At 39.6% G+C, this 23,678-nt stretch carries 17 protein-coding genes; 8 read left to right on the plus strand and 9 right to left on the minus strand.

Annotated elements, in window-relative coordinates:
• Nucleotides 1–409: 409 nt before the first annotated feature.
• Nucleotides 410–1,504 carry a tryptophan--tRNA ligase gene (gene trpS, locus DXA54_RS13325; RefSeq protein WP_004297181.1) on the plus strand — a complete coding sequence of 365 codons (1,095 nt, stop codon included), beginning with the start codon at nt 410–412 and terminating at the stop codon, nt 1,502–1,504.
• Nucleotides 1,505–1,594: 90 nt separating this feature from the next.
• On the opposite strand, the gene DXA54_RS13330 is transcribed toward trpS, so the two are convergent.
• From DXA54_RS13330 to guaB, 9 genes are all read right to left on the minus strand, one after another.
• Nucleotides 1,595–3,940 carry a DUF2339 domain-containing protein gene (locus DXA54_RS13330; protein WP_120079698.1) on the minus strand — a complete coding sequence of 782 codons (2,346 nt, stop codon included), beginning with the start codon at nt 3,938–3,940 and terminating at the stop codon, nt 1,595–1,597.
• A gap of 718 nt (nt 3,941–4,658) precedes the next feature.
• Nucleotides 4,659–5,846: an OmpA family protein gene (locus tag DXA54_RS13335; protein ID WP_004305595.1), complete on the minus strand. Its 1,188-nt coding sequence runs from the start codon at nt 5,844–5,846 to the stop codon at nt 4,659–4,661.
• 103 nt (nt 5,847–5,949) lie between these two features.
• Complete coding sequence (gene mutL / locus DXA54_RS13340) at nt 5,950–7,851, minus strand: DNA mismatch repair endonuclease MutL (protein ID WP_074559962.1); 1,902 nt, start codon at nt 7,849–7,851, stop codon at nt 5,950–5,952.
• Nucleotides 7,852–7,868: 17 nt separating this feature from the next.
• On the minus strand, nt 7,869–8,168 hold the full coding sequence (locus DXA54_RS13345) for a hypothetical protein (RefSeq protein WP_004297174.1): 300 nt from the start codon (nt 8,166–8,168) through the stop codon (nt 7,869–7,871).
• A 1-nt stretch (nt 8,169) separates the two neighbouring features.
• Nucleotides 8,170–9,933, minus strand: coding sequence for an OstA-like protein (locus DXA54_RS13350; RefSeq protein WP_004297173.1), 1,764 nt, complete (start codon nt 9,931–9,933; stop codon nt 8,170–8,172).
• A gap of 22 nt (nt 9,934–9,955) precedes the next feature.
• Entirely contained in the window at nt 9,956–11,338 is a 1,383-nt protein-coding gene (locus tag DXA54_RS13355; RefSeq protein WP_004297172.1) for a peptidylprolyl isomerase, read from the minus strand.
• Between the two features lie 9 nt (nt 11,339–11,347).
• Nucleotides 11,348–12,193 (minus strand): hypothetical protein, encoded by an 846-nt coding sequence (locus tag DXA54_RS13360; RefSeq protein ID WP_004308632.1) that lies wholly within the window; start codon nt 12,191–12,193, stop codon nt 11,348–11,350.
• A gap of 54 nt (nt 12,194–12,247) precedes the next feature.
• Nucleotides 12,248–13,792 (minus strand): peptidylprolyl isomerase, encoded by a 1,545-nt coding sequence (locus DXA54_RS13365; protein WP_120079731.1) that lies wholly within the window; start codon nt 13,790–13,792, stop codon nt 12,248–12,250.
• Nucleotides 13,793–13,895: 103 nt separating this feature from the next.
• Nucleotides 13,896–15,374 (minus strand): IMP dehydrogenase, encoded by a 1,479-nt coding sequence (guaB, locus tag DXA54_RS13370; protein WP_004297169.1) that lies wholly within the window; start codon nt 15,372–15,374, stop codon nt 13,896–13,898.
• Nucleotides 15,375–15,548: 174 nt separating this feature from the next.
• Between guaB and DXA54_RS13375 the strand changes: the two genes are divergently transcribed.
• The 7 genes from DXA54_RS13375 to DXA54_RS13420 all read left to right on the plus strand — a co-directional run bounded on the left by DXA54_RS13375 (nt 15,549) and on the right by DXA54_RS13420 (nt 23,662).
• On the plus strand, nt 15,549–17,342 hold the full coding sequence (locus tag DXA54_RS13375) for a site-specific integrase (protein WP_120079700.1): 1,794 nt from the start codon (nt 15,549–15,551) through the stop codon (nt 17,340–17,342).
• Between the two features lie 238 nt (nt 17,343–17,580).
• On the plus strand, nt 17,581–17,754 hold the full coding sequence (locus DXA54_RS28215) for a hypothetical protein (RefSeq protein ID WP_165863244.1): 174 nt from the start codon (nt 17,581–17,583) through the stop codon (nt 17,752–17,754).
• A gap of 803 nt (nt 17,755–18,557) precedes the next feature.
• On the plus strand, nt 18,558–19,196 hold the full coding sequence (locus DXA54_RS13390) for a hypothetical protein (protein WP_120079706.1): 639 nt from the start codon (nt 18,558–18,560) through the stop codon (nt 19,194–19,196).
• A gap of 502 nt (nt 19,197–19,698) precedes the next feature.
• Nucleotides 19,699–20,331: a helix-turn-helix domain-containing protein gene (locus DXA54_RS13400; protein ID WP_120079710.1), complete on the plus strand. Its 633-nt coding sequence runs from the start codon at nt 19,699–19,701 to the stop codon at nt 20,329–20,331.
• 486 nt (nt 20,332–20,817) lie between these two features.
• Nucleotides 20,818–21,834, plus strand: a complete 1,017-nt coding sequence (locus DXA54_RS13410; RefSeq protein ID WP_120079712.1) for a DUF3871 family protein — start codon at nt 20,818–20,820, stop codon at nt 21,832–21,834.
• Between the two features lie 399 nt (nt 21,835–22,233).
• Nucleotides 22,234–22,821 (plus strand): tyrosine-type recombinase/integrase, encoded by a 588-nt coding sequence (locus tag DXA54_RS13415; RefSeq protein ID WP_008646584.1) that lies wholly within the window; start codon nt 22,234–22,236, stop codon nt 22,819–22,821.
• A 472-nt stretch (nt 22,822–23,293) separates the two neighbouring features.
• Nucleotides 23,294–23,662 carry a DUF5640 domain-containing protein gene (locus DXA54_RS13420; RefSeq protein ID WP_120079714.1) on the plus strand — a complete coding sequence of 123 codons (369 nt, stop codon included), beginning with the start codon at nt 23,294–23,296 and terminating at the stop codon, nt 23,660–23,662.
• Nucleotides 23,663–23,678 lie beyond the last annotated feature (16 nt).

The raw sequence follows: 23,678 nt of genomic DNA on the forward strand, positions 1-23,678 counted from the left end.
AGTTGTTATTTCTAAGTTCGTCCATAAAAAAAAATGCGTTACCCTCAAAAAAGGATTAACGCATTACCAAAGAACTAAAATATCGTTTTTGGAGAAAAGAGAAGAAGTCTGCCGTTTCCGGGTGCAAAACATCCGAATGTAGATAATACTTACTTCTGATTTCCTGTTGATTCATTGTTAATATCAAAATTTGTGCAAAGTAACGACATATTTTGCAAATGACAAAAAGAAACGTTCATTTTTTACTGAAATAGTTTACCGCGTCAATGAAACGGTTGTTTTTTCCGTTAGCTTTTTAATGAATACTTTTTTATCATAGTAAGCACAAATCATGAAGTAACTACATTTTGATGTATCTTTCAGTTTTTATCCTTATCTTTGTCGCCATTATATAATAAGGTAATAAAATATGGGAAAAGAAAAAATCATATTGACGGGCGACCGTCCTACCGGAAGACTTCATATCGGTCACTATGTAGGCTCGTTGAAACGCAGAGTTGACCTGCAAAATGCAGGTGATTATAGCAAGATGTTTATCTTCATTGCCGATTCGCAGGCATTGACAGACAATATAGACAATCCGGAGAAGGTGCGTCAGAATGTAATTGAAGTAGCCCTTGACTATCTGGCTTGTGGCATAGATCCGTCTAAAGCTACCATCTTCATACAGTCGCAAATTCCGGAATTATGCGAGCTTAGTTTCTATTATATGGACCTTGTAAGCGTATCTCGCCTGCAACGTAACCCGACTGTGAAATCGGAAATCCAGATGCGCAACTTTGAAGCAAGTATTCCTGTAGGTTTCTTCACTTATCCTATCAGCCAGGCAGCGGACATCACAGCATTCCGTGCAACAACTGTCCCTGTGGGTGAAGACCAGGAACCAATGCTTGAACAGGCTCGTGAAATCGTTCGCCGTTTCAACTATATATATGGTGAGACATTGGTAGAACCGGAAATCCTGTTGCCGGACAATGCAGCCTGCCTGCGTCTTCCGGGAACTGACGGTAAAGCTAAAATGAGTAAATCACTCGGAAACTGTATCTACCTTTCGGAAGAACCGGAAGAAATCCAGAAGAAGATCATGAGTATGTATACCGATCCGGGACATCTCCGTGTACAAGACCCGGGAAAGATTGAAGGTAACACCGTATTCACTTACCTTGACGCCTTCTGCCTCCCCGAACATTTCGAACGCTACTTACCGGATTATCCGAATCTGGCAGAATTGAAAGCACATTATCAACGCGGCGGACTGGGCGACGTAAAAGTGAAACGTTTCCTGAATTCTATTATGCAAGAAATACTCGAACCGATTCGTAATCGTCGTAAAGAGTTCAGCAAAGATATTCCGGCTATCTATGACATGCTTCAGCAAGGATGCGAAGTAGCCAGAGCTGCTGCTGCCGAGACTTTGGCAGATGTGAAAAAAGCAATGAAGATTAATTATTTCGATGACAAGGAGTTAATCGAGGAACAGGTAAAACGTTTCTCACAGGAATAAGGAAGTTTGCATAAAAACGTATCATATAAAGTAAAGGCTGCCTACTCTAAGAAAGAATGGCAGCCTTTATTATAATATATAATTTAAGATTTAGCTAACTTCATCTTCATCATTCTTGAATAATACATCCTTTAATTTCTGATAAAGGAATGAAAGTATCAGTAATATCAGTCCGAGAATGATGAATACAATGATCTTACCGATAGTAGGCATTGCCCACAAATCATCAAATACAAGTTTAAGCAGAACGATTCCAAAAGTCGAAAGGCTTATCATGCGCATGACTTTCTGATGCAAACGCATCCCTAGTCCCATCTGAACAAATCCGGCAATACTTAATGAAAGCGAAAGTCCGGCACTGAAATCATCCACTCCTACCTGCCAGAGGAAAGAGCGTACCATTGTCACCCAAAGAAGAGTGACCAGAATATTGAGATAAATAGTGAAACGACTCTTGATGCCGATTAATAGATAGTATTGGCGTGCCACATAGCATATATTCGCTATTACAAATGCTGCCGTGAACCATCGTAGTACAACAGGCACAAAAGCCATGTTCTCCCATTGATCTCCCCATATATTTATGATATATACAAGCGTATTTATCCCAATAGCTAACATATAGAAAGTCAGACATTGGGTGATCGGGAATCGTTTTCTAGAAGCATAACAAACACTCGAAATGGCAATGGCAGTAAACAAGAACATTGCTCCGCTCCTCGTAGCTCCCTCAAAATGCAGGTGAAACTCCATCATAAATGTATAATAAAGTATGGCTACAGAGACAAAAAGCATGAAAGGATTCCAGAAACCATATTTCAGTTGACGGGCTGTAGAGAAGAATGGTCTATAATACCCCATCAACAGAGCAAATGCTCCCATAGCCAGCCCTACAAACAAAGAGGTGGCAAATGAACTGTTCAGGAAAATAGTGCTGACAGCATGATGCTCATGCATTACTACATTATATATATCCATCAGGTAAGAAATAAAGGTGAGTCCCACCAGTATCTTTGCCGCATATTCATATACCCGGATTCTCGACTTGATATAAAGCCATAATAATAACACCATTTCTGACGCCCAAACTAATGTTATATAGTTTCCATCCAACTGAATCGGAACGGTAATAGAGACAAATGTCAACACAAGCCCCAGAGTGGTATACACCAGGAATTTATAGTCTTTCCGGCTCTTCCATAACCAAAGCACCAGTCCTAAATTAACAAGAGCAATGAACAGGCTCAACAAACCGCTTGCTTTGAAAGACCATCCCATATTCCGCAAGAACAAAGCTCCCGAAAGCAGATAAATAAAGTTATTCGTTATAATGACGAATACCAGCCCCCGACTCATTGTTCGCATATCTTCCCCACGAAGAATAGAGAACACCGGAAGTAGAAAGATAAAATAAAACAGAGTGGTAAACAAAAACAAGTGCCCCGAAATAACTGTAGAACTGGAGGTATAGCTAAATAAAAGAAAGATTCCCATTATCAGCCAGGTAAAGACAAATGAGATCATCGGAAGCTCACCCCACTTCTTATAAATGGAAAGTCCGAACATACCGAGATTCAGGATACTTACATAAGTGAACAGTACCAGATAACTTCCCTCTCCACTGCTTACGATGAAAGGTGCAAGAAATCCTCCGACAAGTGAAATGATGGCCAGTTCGCGCCGATTGTATACCACAGACAGAACAGACATAAATACAGTGACGCCTATCAGAATGATAAACGCCATAGTCTGCGAGAAGATATGATAATAATGGAATGCAATGGCAACCGTAAGATAGAATACAGCAAAAGCGCCACCCGCAAGCAACGAGCTAAATGTACGATACTTCTTTTGCAACCGTTCGGCAACGGCCAGTAATACAGCTCCCGTCAGGAAACCAAGTACGGTACGGAAAGTCTCATTGATCCAATTCTTATCAATAGCATACTTCACAAAGAAGCCTACACCGATGACGAATATTAGGATACCGATCTTTCCGAAGAGATTCTCACCGATGAACTTCTCATAGTTCACTTGTTTCTTTTGTTTCGGAACAGCCTCAACACAAACATCTTCCAGTTCTGTTTCAACCGTCTTTTCACGTGTTCCTTCCAGTGCCTCACGGATAACTGTTTCAACAACCGGCTTCTGTTTTTCCGGCACAGTTTCTTTTTGCAGTTTAGTCTCTAGTGTCGAAGTTTTTTCTATTATTTGAGGTGATGCAGAGATATCTTCGTTTTCCTTTTTCAATGCTTCTCCTTCAGGCTTTACCTTTTCAGTAACCCTTCTTTGCTGAACTTTGAGATAATCATCCATCCGTTTTTTTATCTCGTTCAGTTCTCTTTCTATCTTCCCAAAACGATTATCCAGCCTACTCAATAAAACAAAAAACATAATTAAAACGAGTAGTGCGTATACGGTATTTATATCGTCCATAATATTTTAGATTTGAGTTCCATATCACAAATATATAAAATATTGCTACACAGAGCGATTATTCCAGTAAGAATGATTCAAATCAAGAGTGAATTAACAGAGATTCAAGCCCTTTCACTTTGCTTTGTATGTAATTTCATTATAGCTAATCAGAATATCATTATAGCTAAAAGGAAGATGCTAATAGCAAAAACAAATATGCTAATAGATTATTTTTTTCATTGGGATGATTAAAAAAAACATTGCAGTGTTTGCCACAATTAATGCAATGACTTTAGAAAGCACTGTAATGACATTTTTCGATATGTAATGTGATGAATACGGTAATGAGAAGCCCTCCCTTCACCCGCAAACAGTTTATTCATCGAGAGTTCAGAAGAAAGGTGAAGAGGATTGAAAAAATAGCTATTTGCAGGGGAAGTGTGGAGTACCTCTTATTCCCCCTCTAAAGCGTAGCTTTAGGTAGGCAAAAGTTATGCTTTACGTTCCCTAAAGCTATGCTTCTTCAAGGTAAAACAACCTACATTTATAATCAGTGTAAGCGCTTCCATATACCTCAAACTCATAATCAAAAGCCCAGGCAAGTATTAATGGTCCTAAAATAAGAAAAGAAAAGGCAGCTGAAAGCGAAAATACCTTATTTCAGGATTCGCTTTCAGCCGCCTTCTCTCTTTCAGCAGGCGATCACAAAGAATCGCCGAATACTGAAATTATATGATTACTGTGCTGATTCGACCAATACTACACGGTTCAGAATCGGTTGACCGAATTTGTCAACACCACCACCGGCTGCAACTTTCAATCTATCGGCAGAGATGCCATACTTCTTAACGAGCAGGTCTTTAACAACTTGTGCACGTTCCAAACTCAACTTCTGGTTGAAAGCCGGAGTACCTGTTGCAGAGTCTGCATATCCGTTGATTGTGTATGTAGCGTTCGGAGATTCTTTTATCTTGCTGGCAAGATATGACAAGTTCATTTCTTCCTGCGGAGACAATTTATCAGAACCGATCTTGAAGAATACAGTACGTGGAGCAATATTAGTATCTGTTATAACAACTTCTTCAGTATCTTCTACTTCAACCGGTTGTTGTGCATTTGCCAACTGCTGTTGTAATTGCATATTAGCTGCTGCCATTGCATTCATCTGGTTACGCATCTGGTTCAATTCAAGTTCAGAGATAATCTGTGGAACCGGACGTTGGAATCCGCGAGTCGGGAAATAATAAGTTACACCAATAGTAGCACCTAAGATACCATCGTAGTCAGGTTTACCTGCGTGCTCTCCATCAAACTTACCTTCCAGACCTGTTGCACTCAATTCCAGATTCAAGTCAACAGCATTCGACAAACGGAAGCGGTTGATAATACCTGCATTGAAAGTAGCGGAGTTAGTGTGAGGACGAGAATAAGCATGAGCCCAACCGGCACCAATATAAGGGATAATTTCATATACACGGTTCGGATTGTATCCACCGAAAAGTGCATTCAGGTTAATCATCAAATCACCATGCAAGTTCATGTAGTCCCATCTTTGTTTGTAAGAACCATCTTCTCTCGGACCGCCAACCACATAATTAGCATTTTCGCTGGTGGTAAATCCTTTGGCTTGTAATCCGCTGTACTGCAAACGCAATCCGAATCCCGGAGTTACCCATTTACCAACAGACACGTTAAATGTGGGAGCAACACGATCTCTGAACTTACCGATATGGTCATTGTTTCCATACAATACCTGGGCACCTCCTCCTACAGAGAAGAACCAGTTACTCCAGAAAGGATTAGTTATTACTTGATATTTATCTTGCACCTGAATCACTTCGTATTCAGTTACAGTCATTGTCTGCTGCGCAGAAGCGACAGACGCAACGCCGGCAAATGCCAGCAACATCAGAATCTTTTTCATATACCTAATAGTTAAGTGGTTATTTAAATCTTTTTCTTTGTTGAACTATTTAAATAACACGAACTGAACTAAAAGGTTTTAGGAAAAGATGAATTTATTTGTTTTATTTGAATAATCTTTCGATGTCCTCCTCCTTAATGGTTGTCAAAACGGTTTTCCCATCGGGTGTGTAATTCGGTGAGGGACAGGCAAAAAGGTTGTCTACAAGGCTTACCATTTCTTCATTACTCAACACCTGTCCGTAGACAATAGCCGCTGCCCGCGCCAATGTTAATGCCAGAATATTTTGGATTTCTTCCTTAACGTCATTCCCTTTTTCCATCGCTGTATGTAGCATATTACGCACCAGTTCGACCGGATTCAGTCCTTCAATACCCGAAGGGATGCCATTGATGGCATAGCTACCGCCTCCCAGATTGCTCAAATCGAAGCCGACTGCCGACAAATCATCCATAATGCTTTGAAGAACAGCAGCTTCTGAAGCCGGTAATTGTAATATTTCCGGGAAGAGAACGCCTTGAGATACTCCCTGTTTCTGTTGAATCTGTACCATATAGCGATCAAAAAGCACCCGTATATGTGCCCGGTGTTGATCGATTAGCATCAGACCCGATTTAACTGAAGTCAAAATAAACCGCCCTTTAAACTGCAAATGCTGATTTCCTTTTTCCATCACCGGTTCGTTGGCATACAAAGTAGAAGAAGCGGCGGATGTCACCGTCTCTATCTTTTCTTCCACGAAGGCCGGTTCGCCTCCAATAGAAGAATCCTCCCAATCCATTTCGGGTTCCGGCTGCGGATTATTCATCTTACTGGCTTTTGTCAGCCCTCCGTACAATTCCTCCCATTCTACTTTCGAACGACTATACGATCCGCCACCACCGCCACCGGCAGAGACTTTAAACGGATTATAATCTGTATTATAATGTACCTTCGGAGGTTCGGAAGATATCTTTTCCTCAAATGCCGGAATATCAGGCATATCCTCCGTATCAAAATCAATGGAAGGGATAGCACTGAACTTACCCAACGATTCCTTAACGGATGCTGAAAGTATCTGCCAGATAGCCTGCTCATTCTCAAACTTGATCTCGGTCTTTGTCGGGTGAATATTCACATCAATATTAGCCGGATCTACATCAAAATAGATAAAATAGGAAATCTGTTCACCGGCGGGAATCAACTGCTCATAAGCCTCCATGACTGCCTTATGAAAATAAGGATGGCGCATATAACGTCCGTTGACAAAGAAATACTGATGGGCTCCTTTCTTACGGGCAGTCTCCGGTTTGGCTACGTATCCGGAGATTTTCACCATGGTAGTGTTCACGTCTATATTCAGTAATTGCTGGTTGAGCTTCTTACCGAAAATAGCAAGAATACGCTGGCGTAACTGTGATACCGGAAGATTGAACAGTTCCGAATCATTACTATAAAGCGAAAAGGCAACTTCCGGATGCACCAAAGCGATACGCTCAAATTCGGCAAGGATGTTGCTCAATTCAGTGGAATTAGCCTTTAAAAATTTACGACGGGCAGGCACATTAAAGAACAGGTTCTTTACAGAGAAGTTACTTCCTTTAGAACAGGATATAGCCTCCTGGCTCTCCACTTGAGAACCCGCAATCACCAGTTTCGTTCCCAGTTCTTCCGATTCCGGACGCGTCTTCAGTTCTACCTGCGCCACTGCTGCGATGGATGCCAATGCTTCCCCACGAAATCCCATGGTACGCAAAGCAAACAAGTCCGCAGCTTCCCGTATCTTGGAAGTAGCATGCCGCTCAAAAGAGAGACGGGCATCCGTTTCGGACATTCCTTTTCCATCATCAATCACCTGAATACAGGTTTTACCCGCATCAGTCACTAACACATGTATATTTTGCGCATCTGCATCAATCGCATTCTCCACTAGCTCCTTGATAACAGATGCCGGACGTTGTATCACTTCACCGGCAGCAATCTGGTTAGCTACCGAATCAGGTAACAAATGAATGATATCGCTCATACTTCGTAAATTAACAATTAAAAACTCCAGCTTCCTGTTGCTAAATAATGCCACAGATAGAGAAGGAAGGCAATGATTATCAGTATAATTCCGAAAGAAACCGGTTTGCGGCCACTTGCTTTTCTTCTTTTCAAATGTGTAGTACCTTCGACGAATTTACCGCGAATATCTTCCGGATTAAATTCTTTCTCCGGCAGCATCCCCAAGTCACGTTTGGCGTTCTCCTCCATCTTAGCGAGCTTTTCTTTCCGCTCGTCTACATAAATGTATTGATGATTAAAGCCCCGGGGCTTTCTCATTGAGTTAAACATTCCCATACTACTTCATATTTATTAAGTTTCGCTTTTCTGTCTTTGGTCGCCGGTCGGTAGTCGGCTTCAATGTTTCTCCCGCACGCTTGCTGCGCCAGTTGAAAATATCGTCCTTATTTAGCGGACGGACATAGTCGAACCAGGCAAAAGTGGGAAGACGCAGTTTATCAGGCGGTATCTGGTCCATCGGATACATCGTTCCGTTGGATTTACCGATAAAAAGTCCTTTTTCCATTCTCTTATCCTTCATATAAAGATGCAGCATACTACCTTCCAGACAATTAAATCCGGTCATCGTACTGTCTTTCTCTTCAGGATAAAAAGCTGTCAGCACATTACCGATCACTTCAATATGGCGCATATCTCCATTAACGAAATAGGCTTTCATCTCCTTGCCGGACACTTGATTATAGTGAATAGAGTCTTTCATCTCCACTGTCAACGCCTGGTTGATAATGTGCGCCCAGTCAATCGTGCTGTCATTCATATAAATCTTGATCTGCTCACCAAGCAGTTGCTGTCCGTCATTCCAAAGAATAGGGTCAGTATACATGGTCATACAAGAATCTTTCGAATTATAGACCAGTGAGTCACATACTCCCTGAACATCTGTACGATACATACGTACTTTATGGTAAGCCTTCATCAACCGGTACAAAGAATCGGTATTCAGATTATAGGACACCATCTGCAAAGTATCCCCATGCATATAAAGACTGTCTCCCTGTGAATAATCGATAGCAACAGCACGTTTTGTTGCAAACGCGGAGTCCGTCAATTCATTATAGAAACAATAATCGCCCGTCAGCATATTCTTATTGATGGAGTCTGTCATCTTCACATTATCGAATGCTTCTCCGTAACCGATTATCCGGTCATAGAACAGACTGTCGCCTACAAGTTTCTTCCCCTGATTGGTCAGGACCGAACGGTCCAACAATTCCGCTTGTTCGGTCAATGTGTTATAGAATCCCCGTTCCGAATAGATATGATTATTATCACTGACAATATTGGAAGGTCCGAGAATCACTGCTATTTTGTTTTCGGTATTATACCTCAATGTATCGGAGGTCAACACAAACTTAGGGTTCACCAACTTCACATCATGGTTGAATACCGACTGTTTTGTTGCAGGGCTATATTCGCCCCAGTCAGAAGTCAGTACATTCTCTTCATCCATCAAAGTTCCCCCCTCGAAATAATATCCGAGATCATAGAGACGGTCGTAGTTCAAACTGTCCGTCAGCAGGGTCGTGTTCCGATTAATCATCTTCACATTTTCACGAAGTTGCGCAATTTGCGTCATTCCGTCATAATAAAGATAATCACCATAGATGAACAAGGTGTCTCCCTGTTCCATACGCACATTGCTGAAGGCTTCTACGGAGTTGGTTTTCTCAAAAATCAGTGCACTGTCACAGTACATATACATACTGTCATGGCGCAACTTCACGTTACCAATCAACACCTGCACATCCGGACGTGCCAGCTTATCCGCCTGTCCTTCGTCAGCATGGAGCAAGTAAACTTTGGTCTTTTTATTCTCCGGTTGCTTCTTGTTGTCCGATTGTTTCTTATTACCCGCCGGCGTTTTGGTTTTGGGAGCCGTCTTAGACGTATCCGCAGTCGATTTTGTCGAAGCCCCTGCCGTGGGTTTCTGTCCCGTCGGCCTCACTTGTGCCACAAGACATACACCAAACAGGCATAGAAAGCCTATAAGGAGCCATCTATGCCTGTCTTGTTGTTTATTTTTCTTATTCTTTTTCAGCATATAAAGTCAAAGCAAGGTTATATCAGTCATTCTTGACCCAACCCGGATACTTGAAGTCACACTTCTGCCAGTTTTCGTTGATGCGTACATAAGTGTGTTTTTGCTTGTTCAGAATCCATTTCTGCAACACCTCTTCGCGACGCTTATCCATTACGATTTCTTTCAGATCCTGATAGTCTTCCGCGATGGTTGCTTTATGACCATTGATTTTAGTTTTCAATTTCACGATAGCGCATACTTCTTTTCCATCTTTCTCATTAATCATTGTAAAAGCCTTGGAAATCTCGCCAACATTCATCTTATCCACTACCTTAGCAACGTCTTGAGGAAGATCCTGCATCTGGAACTTAGAAGTAGTGATACCTGAATGTTCATTGATGTTCACCATGATACCGTGATTGTTGCGGGTATCCTTATCTTGTGAGATAACGGCAGCGGCATCATCAAATGTGAATTTGTTAGCACGAATATCATCTGCAATAGAATCCAGACGGGCACAAGCCTCGGTCAGTTCTTTTTCCGAGACTTTCGGACGCAACAGGATATGGCGGGTATTAACACGGTCACCACGCTTCTCAATCAACTGGATAATATGGAAACCAAATTCCGATTCTACAATTTTGGAAACTTTCTTCGGGTCCTGCAAGCTGAATGCCACATTCGCATAAGCGGGGTCCATCATACCACGTCCCATAAATCCACATTCACCACCTTTAATGGCAGAAGCCTTATCTTCAGAATACAAACGGGCCAATGTAGAGAAGTCGATTTCTCCTTTTGTCACACGATCCGTATAATCACGCAGTGTCCTCTTTACATCCTCGATTTCCGAAACGGGTATTTTGGGTTGCAAAGTAATAATCTGCACTTCCACCTGTGTAGGAATGTAAGGGATACTATCCTGTGGAAGATCTTTGAAGTAACGGCGTACTTCTGCCGGAGTCACTTTGATATCTCCTGCCAGTTTCTGCTGCATCTTCTGAACCGTCAATCCGTCACGTGCATTATCACGCAAAGTTTCACGAATCTGGGTGGATGTTTTATTGAAATACTCCTCCATTTTCTCTCTGGAACCGATCTGCTGGATGTACATATTGGTCATCATATCCACACGCTGGATGATTTCCGCTTCGGAAACCTCGATACTGTCCAACTTTGCCTGATGCAGGAATAACTTCTGCACAGCAATCTCTTCAGGAATTACACAATAAGGATCGCCTTCGAATCTGCGTCCATTATACAAGGCATCCATACGGGCCTCTTCTACATCTGATTTTAAAATAGCTTCGTCACCTACTACCCAAACTACTTCATCAACCACATTATCTTGTGCATAGGTTGCCACATTAGCAAATATTGCCAGGACAAGGGTAACAACAAATCTAAAGTTCACAAACTTCTTCATTCTTTGTATTTAATAATTATATATAATCTTCTTCTTACTTACCGCCTGCTGATACAAGTCGTTCTTTACCTGTTCCATAAAGCTCACCCGTTTCTGATTTACCAGTAAGTCTTTCACTTCCGAGCGGGCAAATTCATACGGTTTCTCCTCACCAACTCCGCGATAATCGCTCACATTCAGGAAATAATAATAAGCCGTATCTTTCAATTCTACCTGACGGTGTTTGTTTACGTACTCTTCCGGTGCCTCTACTTTCAACGGAATCATGTCCAGGACATCGGTCACGGACACCCATTTATCATAGAAATATTCATATTTCACCGCATTCTGCAAACTATATTTTTCCAGGCTCTCGATAGCATCCTGTTTTTCCGACTTATACCATCTGCGCACATTGTTCAACTGGGGAGCTGTCAACGGCACTTTAATAAACAATCCCTTAATCAACGGACCTTCCAGTTTAAATAATTCCTTGTTTTTGCCGTAATACTCTGCTATCTCGTGTTCGGAAATATCATTCGCCAACTTCTGGCTAATCAACTCCTGCTGATAAGTATGCATTATCAACGCTTTCCGATAATTCTCCACCAGCTTGTCTACATCCACATTATCGGGGATATTGTTCGCAGCTTTCTCATACAATAAAATCTCTTCCGCCCAACTACGAATATAGTGCTCGGTGAAGAGAATGCTATCATCTTTTGACAATCCGACCGGAAGCACGGACATCAAATCTTCTTTATATAAAAAATTACCGTCCACCTCTACCAAAGGAGTCTTTCCTTTGTGGTCGTGCTGTTCCTTGCACGCTCCACAACCAAGAAGGGTAATCAGTAAGAGGACTAATATTCGCATCGGCAACTAAAATCTACTTATTTAAGGTACGAAGATAGTGAATAATCGGTTACATCAGTTATTATTAACTGTTTTTAAAACCTCTTGGTTTATTTCAACCTTACCGGACTCACTCAATTCCCGCATCCAGCACGTGTCAAGATAGCTTCGATAATCCTTTCGAACCCGATCAATTACTTCCCGATAATCATCCGGACCTTTCATTTTTTCGCCTACTACAATAGTAAAAGGATAAGACATCAAAGGATCAAAATCACCCTTCTTAAAAACCAGTTTATCTATATATTTATTGTCTCCGTCGGCAAAAATTCCTTGTTCAACTTGTATCTTTTCCTCCCCGGATGTATTAAAAGTTTGCCGAAGCTTGTCCGCCCACTCTTTTTCCGGCACTTTCTTCAGCATTTTTTTGGCTTGCTTTGCCGTCTTTTTATCAACGCAATGAAGTACGACTCCTCTATACCGGGGGCTCTCCCACCGATAATCCGACGAATGAAATTTAAAATAAGTAGCCAATCCCGCCCAGTCATTAGCTGCGGGCAAATCTATTTTCTGACGTGTTATCTCTTCCACCAAATAGTTTTCATCAGATTCCCGCAAGGCATAAGGAATTTCCGGATGCTTTTTATCGATATTCCGGCTTTCATAATCCAGCAATGACTTAGCTATAAATCCTTCCAACTGCCGTTTGACAGCTTGAGGATGAGAAGAGGCAAAATGCGTGAACATAGTTCCGGTGTATGCTTGTCCGTCAATCGTAAACAGGGTTTGTTCTGTACGGCCTTTCGCCAGCAGTTCTTCCATTGCCGCCTGATTGGGAGCATACTGCCATGCTTTTTTCAAGCGTTCGAGCACCGCGCCTGTACCTTTGTCCAAAATCTCCTTGCGCCGTAACCGTTCCATTAACCTGGCACTGACATTTTCGTAAGCAGCTGTTTCCTCCCGATCCATCACTTTCAAGATATGAATCCCTTCAGGAGTGAAAAAGGGCCGCGATGCCATACCTTTTGCCAGAGAGAAAGCAACATTCTCAAACTCGCTCGTTGTTTCCAGACATTCGATCCATCTACTTTGCTTATCATCCGAGTATATTTCGACCAAACGGTTAAAGTTCAAATCCGGCTGATTCTGTATCATCCGGTATATAGAATCCATCCGCGTTTTTTCTTCTTCTAAATGCCGGGAAGTGATTGTCTGTGGCAAACGTTTGAAAATCTGCATCACCTGTACCCTGCCGCTACGTGCTTTCAACCCCATCTTCTGATAGATAGCACGGGCACAACTATCCATCACTTGCCTGTCTATCAGATAAGATTCCACCAACTCGGTCCGGCATTTCTCCTGTTGTTTACGAAAAATAGAGGTCGTATCAAGTCCGGCAGCCCTGGCTGCTTCCACTTTCAACTTCGATTGAGCGAAAAGTGCCGCATACTCTTTGGACGAAAGTCTGGCATTTGAACGTTCCGCATAACGGCGGTATGCATATTCAAATTCCGAACGGAGTATCTCTCTTCCGTTAACACGCATCAATACCGGATCTTCCTGTGCAAAGACCGCGACTACAAAGAGAGAAATACATCCCAACAACAGGCTTCTTTTCATCATCAACTTTTATTTTTCAAACAACAAACGGTTAGCAGTGAACACCCTGCTGATTATACAGCCTGTTCACCGTTCACCGTTAATAGTTCACCGTATCTATCTATTATTCCGGACGGCTATAGTTAGGCGATTCACTGGTAATCGTCACGTCGTGCGGATGACTTTCCATTACACCTGCATTGGTAATGCGGGTAAACTTAGCGTCATGAAGTTTCTCAATGTTAGCAGCGCCACAGTATCCCATACCTGCACGCAAACCACCAGTCAGCTGATACACAACTTCGAAAAGCGTACCTTTATAAGGAACACGGGCAGCGATTCCTTCGGGAACAAGCTTCTTCACATCAGCAGTTCCACTCTGGAAGTAGCGGTCTTTCGAACCGTTCTCCATTGCTTCCAATGAACCCATGCCACGATAGGATTTGAATTTACGACCATTGAAGATAATAGTGTCACCCGGAGATTCTTCTGTTCCGGCAACCAATGATCCGATCATTACGCAATATCCTCCGGCAGCCAATGCTTTCACCACGTCGCCCGAATAACGCAAACCACCATCGGCAATCAAAGGAATACCTGTACCCTTCAACGCTTTTGCTACATCATAGACAGCCGATAACTGTGGAACACCTACACCGGCAACCACCCGAGTGGTACAGATAGAACCCGGGCCGATACCTACTTTCACAGCATCTGCACCAGCTTCCACCAAAGCTTTGGCAGCTTCTCCGGTAGCAATGTTACCTACCACAATATCAATATTCGGGAAGCGTTTCTTTGCTTCTTTCAGTTTTTCAATCACAAACTTAGAGTGTCCGTGAGCTGTATCAATCACGATTGCATCTGCACCGGCATCCACCAATGCCTGCATACGTTCCAGCGTATCGGCAGTAACACCTACACCGGCAGCTACACGCAGACGCCCTTTGGCGTCTTTGCAAGCCATCGGTTTATCTTTTGCTTTTGTAATATCTTTATAAGTGACAAGACCGATCAACTTTCCGTCCATTCCGACAATCGGAAGTTTCTCAATCTTATGTTTCTGAAGAATCTGTGCAGCAGATTCCAAGTCAGTAGACTGGTTAGTAGTCACCAATCTTTCTTTCGGAGTCATGACAAGATCAATATGTTTTGCCATGTCTCTTTCGAAACGCAAATCTCTGTTGGTTACAATACCCACCAAATAACCTTCATCATCTACCACAGGGATACCACCGATTTTATATTCCGCCATGATGTCCAGTGCATCCTGAACAGTAGAACCTCTTTTAATCGTTACAGGATCATAAATCATACCATTTTCGGCACGCTTTACGATAGCAACTTGTCTTGCCTGTTCTTCGATAGACATATTTTTGTGAATCACACCGATACCACCTTCACGAGCAATGGCAATCGCCATTTTCGCTTCGGTAACTGTATCCATGGCAGCCGTCACAAAAGGTATTTTTAACTCAATGTTTTTTGAAAACTTAGTCGAGAGATCGACAGTGCGCGGTAAAACTTCAGAATAAGCGGGGATCAACAATACGTCGTCGTAAGTCAACCCATCCATTACAATCTTATCAGCAATAAATGACATAGGGCTATGCGTTTAAAAATTATTGCGTGCAAATATACGGTTTTTATTCAAAATGCGCAAACTGTGCGCCAGAATATTTAATGAGGGGAGCTAATTAATACTTATCAGAAAGAATTGCCTTAAAAGAACACATTCAAAGAACCGAATTAAAGAACAACTTTAAAGAACAAGATTATGGAAAGGCAGATTTTTATTAATGAGATGCAAGCTCGTTTCAATTTAAGAAAACCACGTAGCGAGAAGCCAACCAATCTCTATTTAGTATGCAGAATAAACAACAAACAAGTTAAACTATCTACAGGGGTAAAGATATATCCAGACCACTGGAATGAAAAAAGACAAGAAGCATATATCAGCGTACGCTTATCAGAATTAGATAATATAAATAACACTATAGTGAACAAGAAAATCACAAAACTAAAAGAATATTTCATCGAATTTAAGCATTATCTTTGTATGCATCCAGACGAGATTGGAGAAAGTATGAAACTATTAAAACAACACATATATAAAGATAGGATGAAGAAAGAATTACAGAAACCCGCAACTTTTATAATGAAACAAATTATAGAAGCAAAGACTTGTGCAGAAAGCAGCAAGAAACAATATCGTTCTAACATAGACAAATTCGAGCGTTTTCTCAAAGAGAATGAAATCCCCAATACATGGGAGAGCATGAATTTAGATACCATTAATCGCTACCAAAAGCAAATCATAAAAGAAAATCCATTGCATCCTCATAACACTTTGCGTAACATAATTAAAGGAACTATATTCAATTTACTAGGAATAGCAGATAAAAGGCTGGATATTCCTTTCAAATGGTCTGACAGCAATCTAAACAGTTTTGAGTTCGTGAAAGATAAATCCAACAAAGAATTAGCAGACAACAAAAAAGTTTCATTAACAGAAGAGCAACTGAATAAATTCTACAAGCATATCATCACAGGAACAGAAAGACAAATAAAGAAATACACAGAAATCAGAGACTTATTCATACTACAATGTTTAGTTGGGCAACGAATTGGCGATATGCAAAAATTCTTTAATGGAGATAATGAAATGGACGAAGAAGCAGGAACCATCTCCATTATACAACAAAAGACAAAAGCCAGAGCTATAATTCCACTATTGCCATTAGCCAAAGAAATTATATCCAAATATGAGAATAAAGAATTATTATATTATAAAGAAAGAAAGTCCATTGTCAATGAAGCCTTAAAAGAAGTAGCAGAACAAGCAGGATTAGACGAGCCTATCACTTATGAAGAAAACGGGATTAAACAAACCCAACCTCTTTATAAATTACTGCATACACATACAGCAAGGCATACTTTTATCACAATATTGTGTAGAAAAGGCATCCCCAAGGAAACTGTTATTATAGCGACAGGACATGAAGATACAAAAATGATAGACAAAGTTTATTCTCATTTAAACAGTAAAGATAAAGCAAAGAAAGTCTCTAATGCTTTCAAAAGTTTAAATAATGGCATTTTCAATATGGGCAAGGTGGAGACAAATTCTCTCAATGAAGCGAAGCCTATGAATGATGTGACTAATAATATCACCTTCGATACTCTGTTAGACACTCAATTTTTTGCGTCTAAAATCAATAAGGCTATAGAACTGAAATCACAAGTAGGTCATTTGAAAAATGGAAAACTGTGTAGCTATGACAATGAAATCAATTCCCTTATAAGTGAGATAGAAAAATTTTCCCAATCTTCCACTTCTGATTCTGATGTGGCAAAACAATATGTGAAACAGTTATCTGTTGGGAAGCTATCAGACTTGTATGATAGTTTTAGAGAAATGATTATCAAGTGTGTTAAAATTGGTATCAGTAAGGATGCAATTATGCAGTTTATCAATAAGGCTTTGGAAATAGGCTTGTTGGATAATGAAAGATTCGCCAATATAAAAGAAATCACTACAGCCTTATTGGATAAAAGAAACAAGGGCTGACAAGTTTTCGAGGAAATCAAGGTTTCTGGTAAGCCTGAACATCATATTCTCCCCGAACAGCTACGGTTCAGGGGAGAATTTTTGCTTTATCGCATCCTCAACTCAAATATTCCACAATTTCGACTTGTCGTTTGGTGATGCGGTCGGAACTTTATACCTTTGCAACGTGATTGAAGGTCAGAAATGACCGAGTTTCTCGTCACCCAGATTCACTACTACAAACCTAAATCTACTCCAAATGAAAGAACTGACCTACGCTGACATTCGTAAAATGGCACTAGAGCACGGTATCAAGGACACAAGGCTTCACATTGGGCTTTGGGCTACTGACCGATACATCAAAATGCGCAAAATGGTTCAAGGTAAGACATATACAATCTACTTGCCGCATCATAAACAGGAACAGGAATGATTTTCGAGTTCCAAACCTGCCACCAAGCTAGCGGAAGAGGGCATATCTTCACTTCATAAAGCTCTCAACACTAAATTTAAAGAATGTTTACGAAGCGTTTGGACACCTCACCGAAGTGCAGTATCTTTGCACTACCAACATGAGATAAGAGTGGTATCACTGAAACTACTGAATTGCCCCACTTGAAGTATATCTGAAATCTACTATTTGAATTTATGCCACTCACTACATCAAGATTCATATTTTATTCATTCAAATTAATGGACTAATGTTAAGAAACTTAGACCTCAATACTTCAAACAACTTCCTTGAAGACATACCGAGAGCTATTTTAAGGAAGCGAGATGTTATCAAACTCAAGATGCAACGATTCAAAGACGTGAAGGTTTACTTATACAGTACCATAGTACCAGAGTACTTATCAGGTAAGCACATGTTAGAAGAACTTGAATCAAATGTATTATTTCCATATCTCATACCGTACATCGCCAATACGACAATCTACAACCCCAGACTTGTCTTCAATTATGTAGAGGGGGGAATAATACACATAATTTTATGCTTTGAGCATGAATCAAGGCAATGAACGATTTATGAATTTCCAATTATGAACAACCAAGAAGAATTTAGCTTTGAAGAACTACGTAGGCTTGCATTGGCTCACCAAGTAAAGGACAACAAAACCGTGATTGGAATATGGGCTAAGCTCAATGGATATTCCAAGAGACGCAAGCAAAGAGATAACAAGGTTTACACCGTTTACATCAAGATGAGCAATAATAAATCTAACACGAATAATAACTATGAAAACGTATAGACTCCCCCAATTAATTGGATACATTGATGTTAAACGTTTTAATAAATCAATGATTGAATTTCACGAGAATATAGATAAATTAAACGACCTTGTTAGTGTGTTTCCCAAGTTGGGGATTCCAGTAACAACAGAAGTGCTTCAAGAACTGTGTGATGATTATGAAGCCATGTGTGACAAATATTTCGGTATCATATCAGAACGAATTTTGAATGAGCGTTCTGCACAACCAGATGGTTTGGATATTGAGAATTACGAGAAAGAGATTAATCAATTAAAGACGCATTTTAATGCTATAAGATGGTGGATGAAAGATAGTGATTTCAGATGCTTCATTCATGAAGGATTAGAAAATGAGACATTTCACATATCAGATAATAAAATCTATAGAGATTTGAGAGCATATCACTTCTATGTCTTGGAGAGTTCAGACTATGTAGAATGTGGAAGTGAATCATTCATTTTAAACAAGTTACAATGCATTTGTGATAATATGAACGAACTAAGGGAATATAATATCACTCCAGAATTGTTGCCAAAGTTGATAAAAGATAGTCCCAATGAAGGATACGTAGTTGACTTTAAAGCTTTTAATGAATGTAGTGATAAGGTGTTTTATGAGAGGTGATAATAGAATGTATAAGGGAGGACTGTGCAAACGGTTCTCCCTTTTCGTGTTCATGCATATCAGACTGGCATATATCCCCAAATGGATATGTAGCCAAATCCAATTACCTACTACCATGTGAGCCTGTAATGGGAATCAAAAACTTATTGGCATTTGAAACTGTAATATTCCAATGTTCAAATAGGGGGTATGGCTCTTTCATTTAGGGGGTACGGGAGTTTCAAATAGGGGGGCTACATATAAATACCTATATATAAATACCTATGGAATATAAATACACTACCTACCATTTGCCTTGCTATCGCAAGTCGCATGGTGACAGACAGATTAGTTATATTACGATAATTAAAAAATAATCTAAGAATTATGATAATCCACTTACCTACAGGATTAGAATTTACTACCCAGAAAGAAGCCAAGTCTTATTTTGGCAACCATAGATACAGAAGATTAGTAAAGGAACACAAGATATATTTTACAAACTATTACAAACCAGTTGCTAATGACGGGAGCCAAATTATCATACAGGAAAATAACGGAACGGATTGCAGGTAAATTAAATCTGTTGGAAGCATACCTGTTCTATTGTCTGGCTCTGAAATCAGATTGCTACACAATGAAATCCTATATCAAGCAAGAGAATCTGGCTACCTTTTATGGAATCAAGAAAGTAGACCAGATAAGAGAATGGTTACACAAGTTTAAGGAACTGAATCTTATCCAGATTAATAAGTATGAAGCAAAAGGAAAGCATGGTACATTTGACAGATGCGCATATATACTGAATACAGAGCATTTTGTTTTTATCAGTAATAAGCTATATGATGAGCCAATATCCAAACAGCTAAAGGGCTTTCTCATCCTACTAAAATGTAAATGTCTGAATGGCAGTAATACTTGCAAATATACCCAAACAGAATTGGCAGAAGAATTGAATATTAGTAGAAGTACTGTTTCCAGATATTTGGAGCAAGCTGAAAAAATGGGGTATATAAAGAGGGATGATAAAGGCATACACCTTAGAGACAAGAAGATGTTTATTATTACATCTGAAACAATTTTTGCTATAATAAAGAACTACTATCCAGAGATTCTTACAGATGAAGATTTAAGAGACAGGTGTGTTCACAATTAATAAAGAGAGAGAACTGTAAGGATGCAATTCTCTTTCTATTGTATTTCATTATTAATATTGGAAGCTCCAAACCAATTAGGTTTGGGGCTTTTTATGTATATCCCCAACTCAAAAATATAGGTACTTGAAATTCATACCCCCACCCCTTTTATTGAGGAAGTGTTTTCTATTTAGACTTTATGCTCTGATAGAGTGAAATATTTGATTTGTCAGTGAGCGTATCAGATGTATATCGTGCATAAGCCTCTTCTATTACCCAATAATCCCCTCACCAATCATTAGGAGAAATGAAAGGATAACATGAATCGCTATTCAGTCCACAAACGCTTTGAACTTCTGAAATGTGCGGACTTATCAACTATTTGTATATGTCTACATATAAAGATGCACAAAGATAAGTGAATGAATAGAACTTCATGTTAAGCCCTCATTTTGTCCTCAAATGCAGTATTTACTAATCATATTAACTTAATAATTTATCAGATTATGGAATCAACATTACAGATTATGCCAGTGCAGAGAATTAGTAGAAACTTTGGTGAATTTGCAGAAGAAGCAGTAATAATTGAAGAGCCAATTATTAAGCAGAAACGACCGTTATTTATTGAAGCCAATACGATTGAAGCCAGTTTGGAACATCTAAGGAATGATTGCATTATCCCTGTATTTGCCAAAGATAACGAAGCTACATTATCTCATGTGGCTTTTATCGAAGCGGTACAGGATGCAACCAATACATTCTTTAGCGGTGAACAAATTGAATCGCCAGATATTCGTGTAAGCCATGTAATCAAAGGCAGGATTCCAGAAGCCATACATAAGCCCGCCAATCAGTTATTAGAGAGTGACAAGACTATCTACTACGAGAGGTGCGCTTTTGTTATTGAAGTTCCTACTATCTATGAGACAGTACACGGTAACAGGCTAACCCTTACTATTGGTGGTGTCAGAGCTTATAACCACACCAATCTTTATTCAAAGAAGGGTGCGGAACGCTTTAAAGTGTTTATTGGCTTTACTTGTAAGGTTTGCACAAATCTATGTGTATCTACGGACGGTTATCTTAGTTGCTTGGAAGTTACCAATACAAGGGATTTATATCAAGCGGTATTGGAAATGTTCCACAAATACGATGCAGCCAAGCACATACATTTGATGCAGTCTTTAGGCAATACCAGTATGACAGAGCATCAGTTCTGCCAGTTACTTGGAAGAATGAGACTTTATCAATGTCTACCACAGGGGTATCAAAAAGCAATTCCACGTATGTTACTTACTGATACACAGATTAACAATGTGGCTAAAGCGTATATCAATGACGAGAACTTTGGCAGCTTTGGAAATGATATAAGCATGTGGAAATGGTATTCATTACTAACTGGCAGTATTAAGTCATCATATATAGATTCATTCTTGGATAGAGCCTATAATGCTACAGAACTTGCAACGGGGATATGTTCCGCTTTACACGGTGATGACAAATACCAATGGTTTCTTAGTTAGTGGTATTACGCAGTATTTAAAGGGGCATCCATATAATAAGGGTGTCCCTTAATTTATTCATTACTTAATTAATAATTAAAGATTTATGTTAGTAGCATTATTCGCTGTTATATTTTGGACTATTATGTTCTTTATTGCATGTGCAGTTTCGCCTATTGTATTCTTCTTCATGATTATTTGGGCTATATATCAATATTTCAAATTATTATGTTGAAGTAATACATGAAGTACTAATAAGGGTATCTATATACTATATATAGGTACTCTTTATTAGCTATAGCCAGTAGTATAATATTCACTTTTGTTATTAGTGAATGTTTAGCTAATAATCAGCAAGTTAGATATTCCAGTTTAAAATTAATATTCACTTATATTAGTTTCACTATAAATCAGAACATTATGTCACTTAAATATTCAAGTACAACAGCAGATTATCTGCAATGGAGCGAAGCAATGAACCTAATAAGAAAATTGGCAAGGGATAGTAATTATAAGATGTCACTTCTTATCGCTTTGGGTTGCTTCACAGGTCTAAGAATTTCTGATATTCTTGCTTTAAGGTGGAATCAGATATTAGATGCAGAAGAGTTTACCATTACAGAGATTAAAACAGGGAAGCAAAGGACAATTAGGATTAATATGCAGCTACAACAACATATCAGAGATTGTTATGAGCATATAAATCCAGTTGGCATAAATGCGCCTGTATTGATAAGTCAGAAGGGGACAGTGTACACAGTTCAGAGAATCAATGTCATGTTGAAGGAGATTAAGAAGAAGTACAGGTTGCATATAGGCAATTTCAGTTGCCATTCTCTTAGGAAGACCTTTGGCAGACAGGTTTATAACATGAATAACGATAATTCGGAGCTTGCACTTGTCAAGCTCATGGAACTATTCAATCATTCCAGTGTGTCAATTACTAAGAGATACTTGGGATTAAGACAAGAGGAATTACTTAATACTTATGATTGTCTTAGCTTCTGATAATTGGGTTGGTATGGAAGTTCAGAATTTCTACTTATATGGGGATTTGGCAAGTTTCATACCAACCTTGAATTATTGAGTAGAGACAGCTCTCAACATTTAATAAACAATAGTTCTTGCTAATCAAACGTAAATTCGTAACTTTGTAGCAATTTCAGATACCTAATGTGTTAGTTCTGAAAGGACATAGTTAACGAAGAGCGTTTAAAATATTATCCTGCATTGAAACTGGACACTTCAATTATGTACAAGGATAATAAGCAAGAACGCTCACGTCAATGTTATATACTCGCTTCAATAGGTGACTATATACTATATTGGCGTGGGCTATTGTTTATTACTTGTACAGAGCAGTCCAGAGCTCTTAGAAATAAGAGTGCTTCAATGCAGTAATATTCAGTAGTTCCCACGCTTCTTGTATGTAGTAGCCAACTATAGGGAACAGGTTGGCAAGATTAAATTTATATCAATTATGAGAACATTGAGATTAATTGGAACGACCTTGTTAATGGTTGTGTTGTGTCTGAACTTTACCGCTTGTAGCGATGATGACGATGATGACCCGTCCAATCCATTGGTCGGAGTATGGCAGAACGATGATGAAGGTGAACATTTAAGGTGGACCTTCCGAAATGACGGAAGCGGAGAAGAGCATTTATTTTATGACGATGATAGTGAATCATACACATATCAGTTTACTTACACTTATGATAGTAAATCCAGTACATTAATAATAAACTATGACGATAATGATACTGACAAATACACTATCAACATTAATGGCAATACTATGACAGCCAAGAATGAGTATGGTACAGAAATTACTTATAAGAAGAAATGATTATTGAATATAATAA

Source organism: Bacteroides sp. OF03-11BH (assembly GCF_003604005.1).
In the GTDB taxonomy this organism is placed as follows: Bacteria; Bacteroidota; Bacteroidia; order Bacteroidales; family Bacteroidaceae; genus Bacteroides; species Bacteroides ovatus.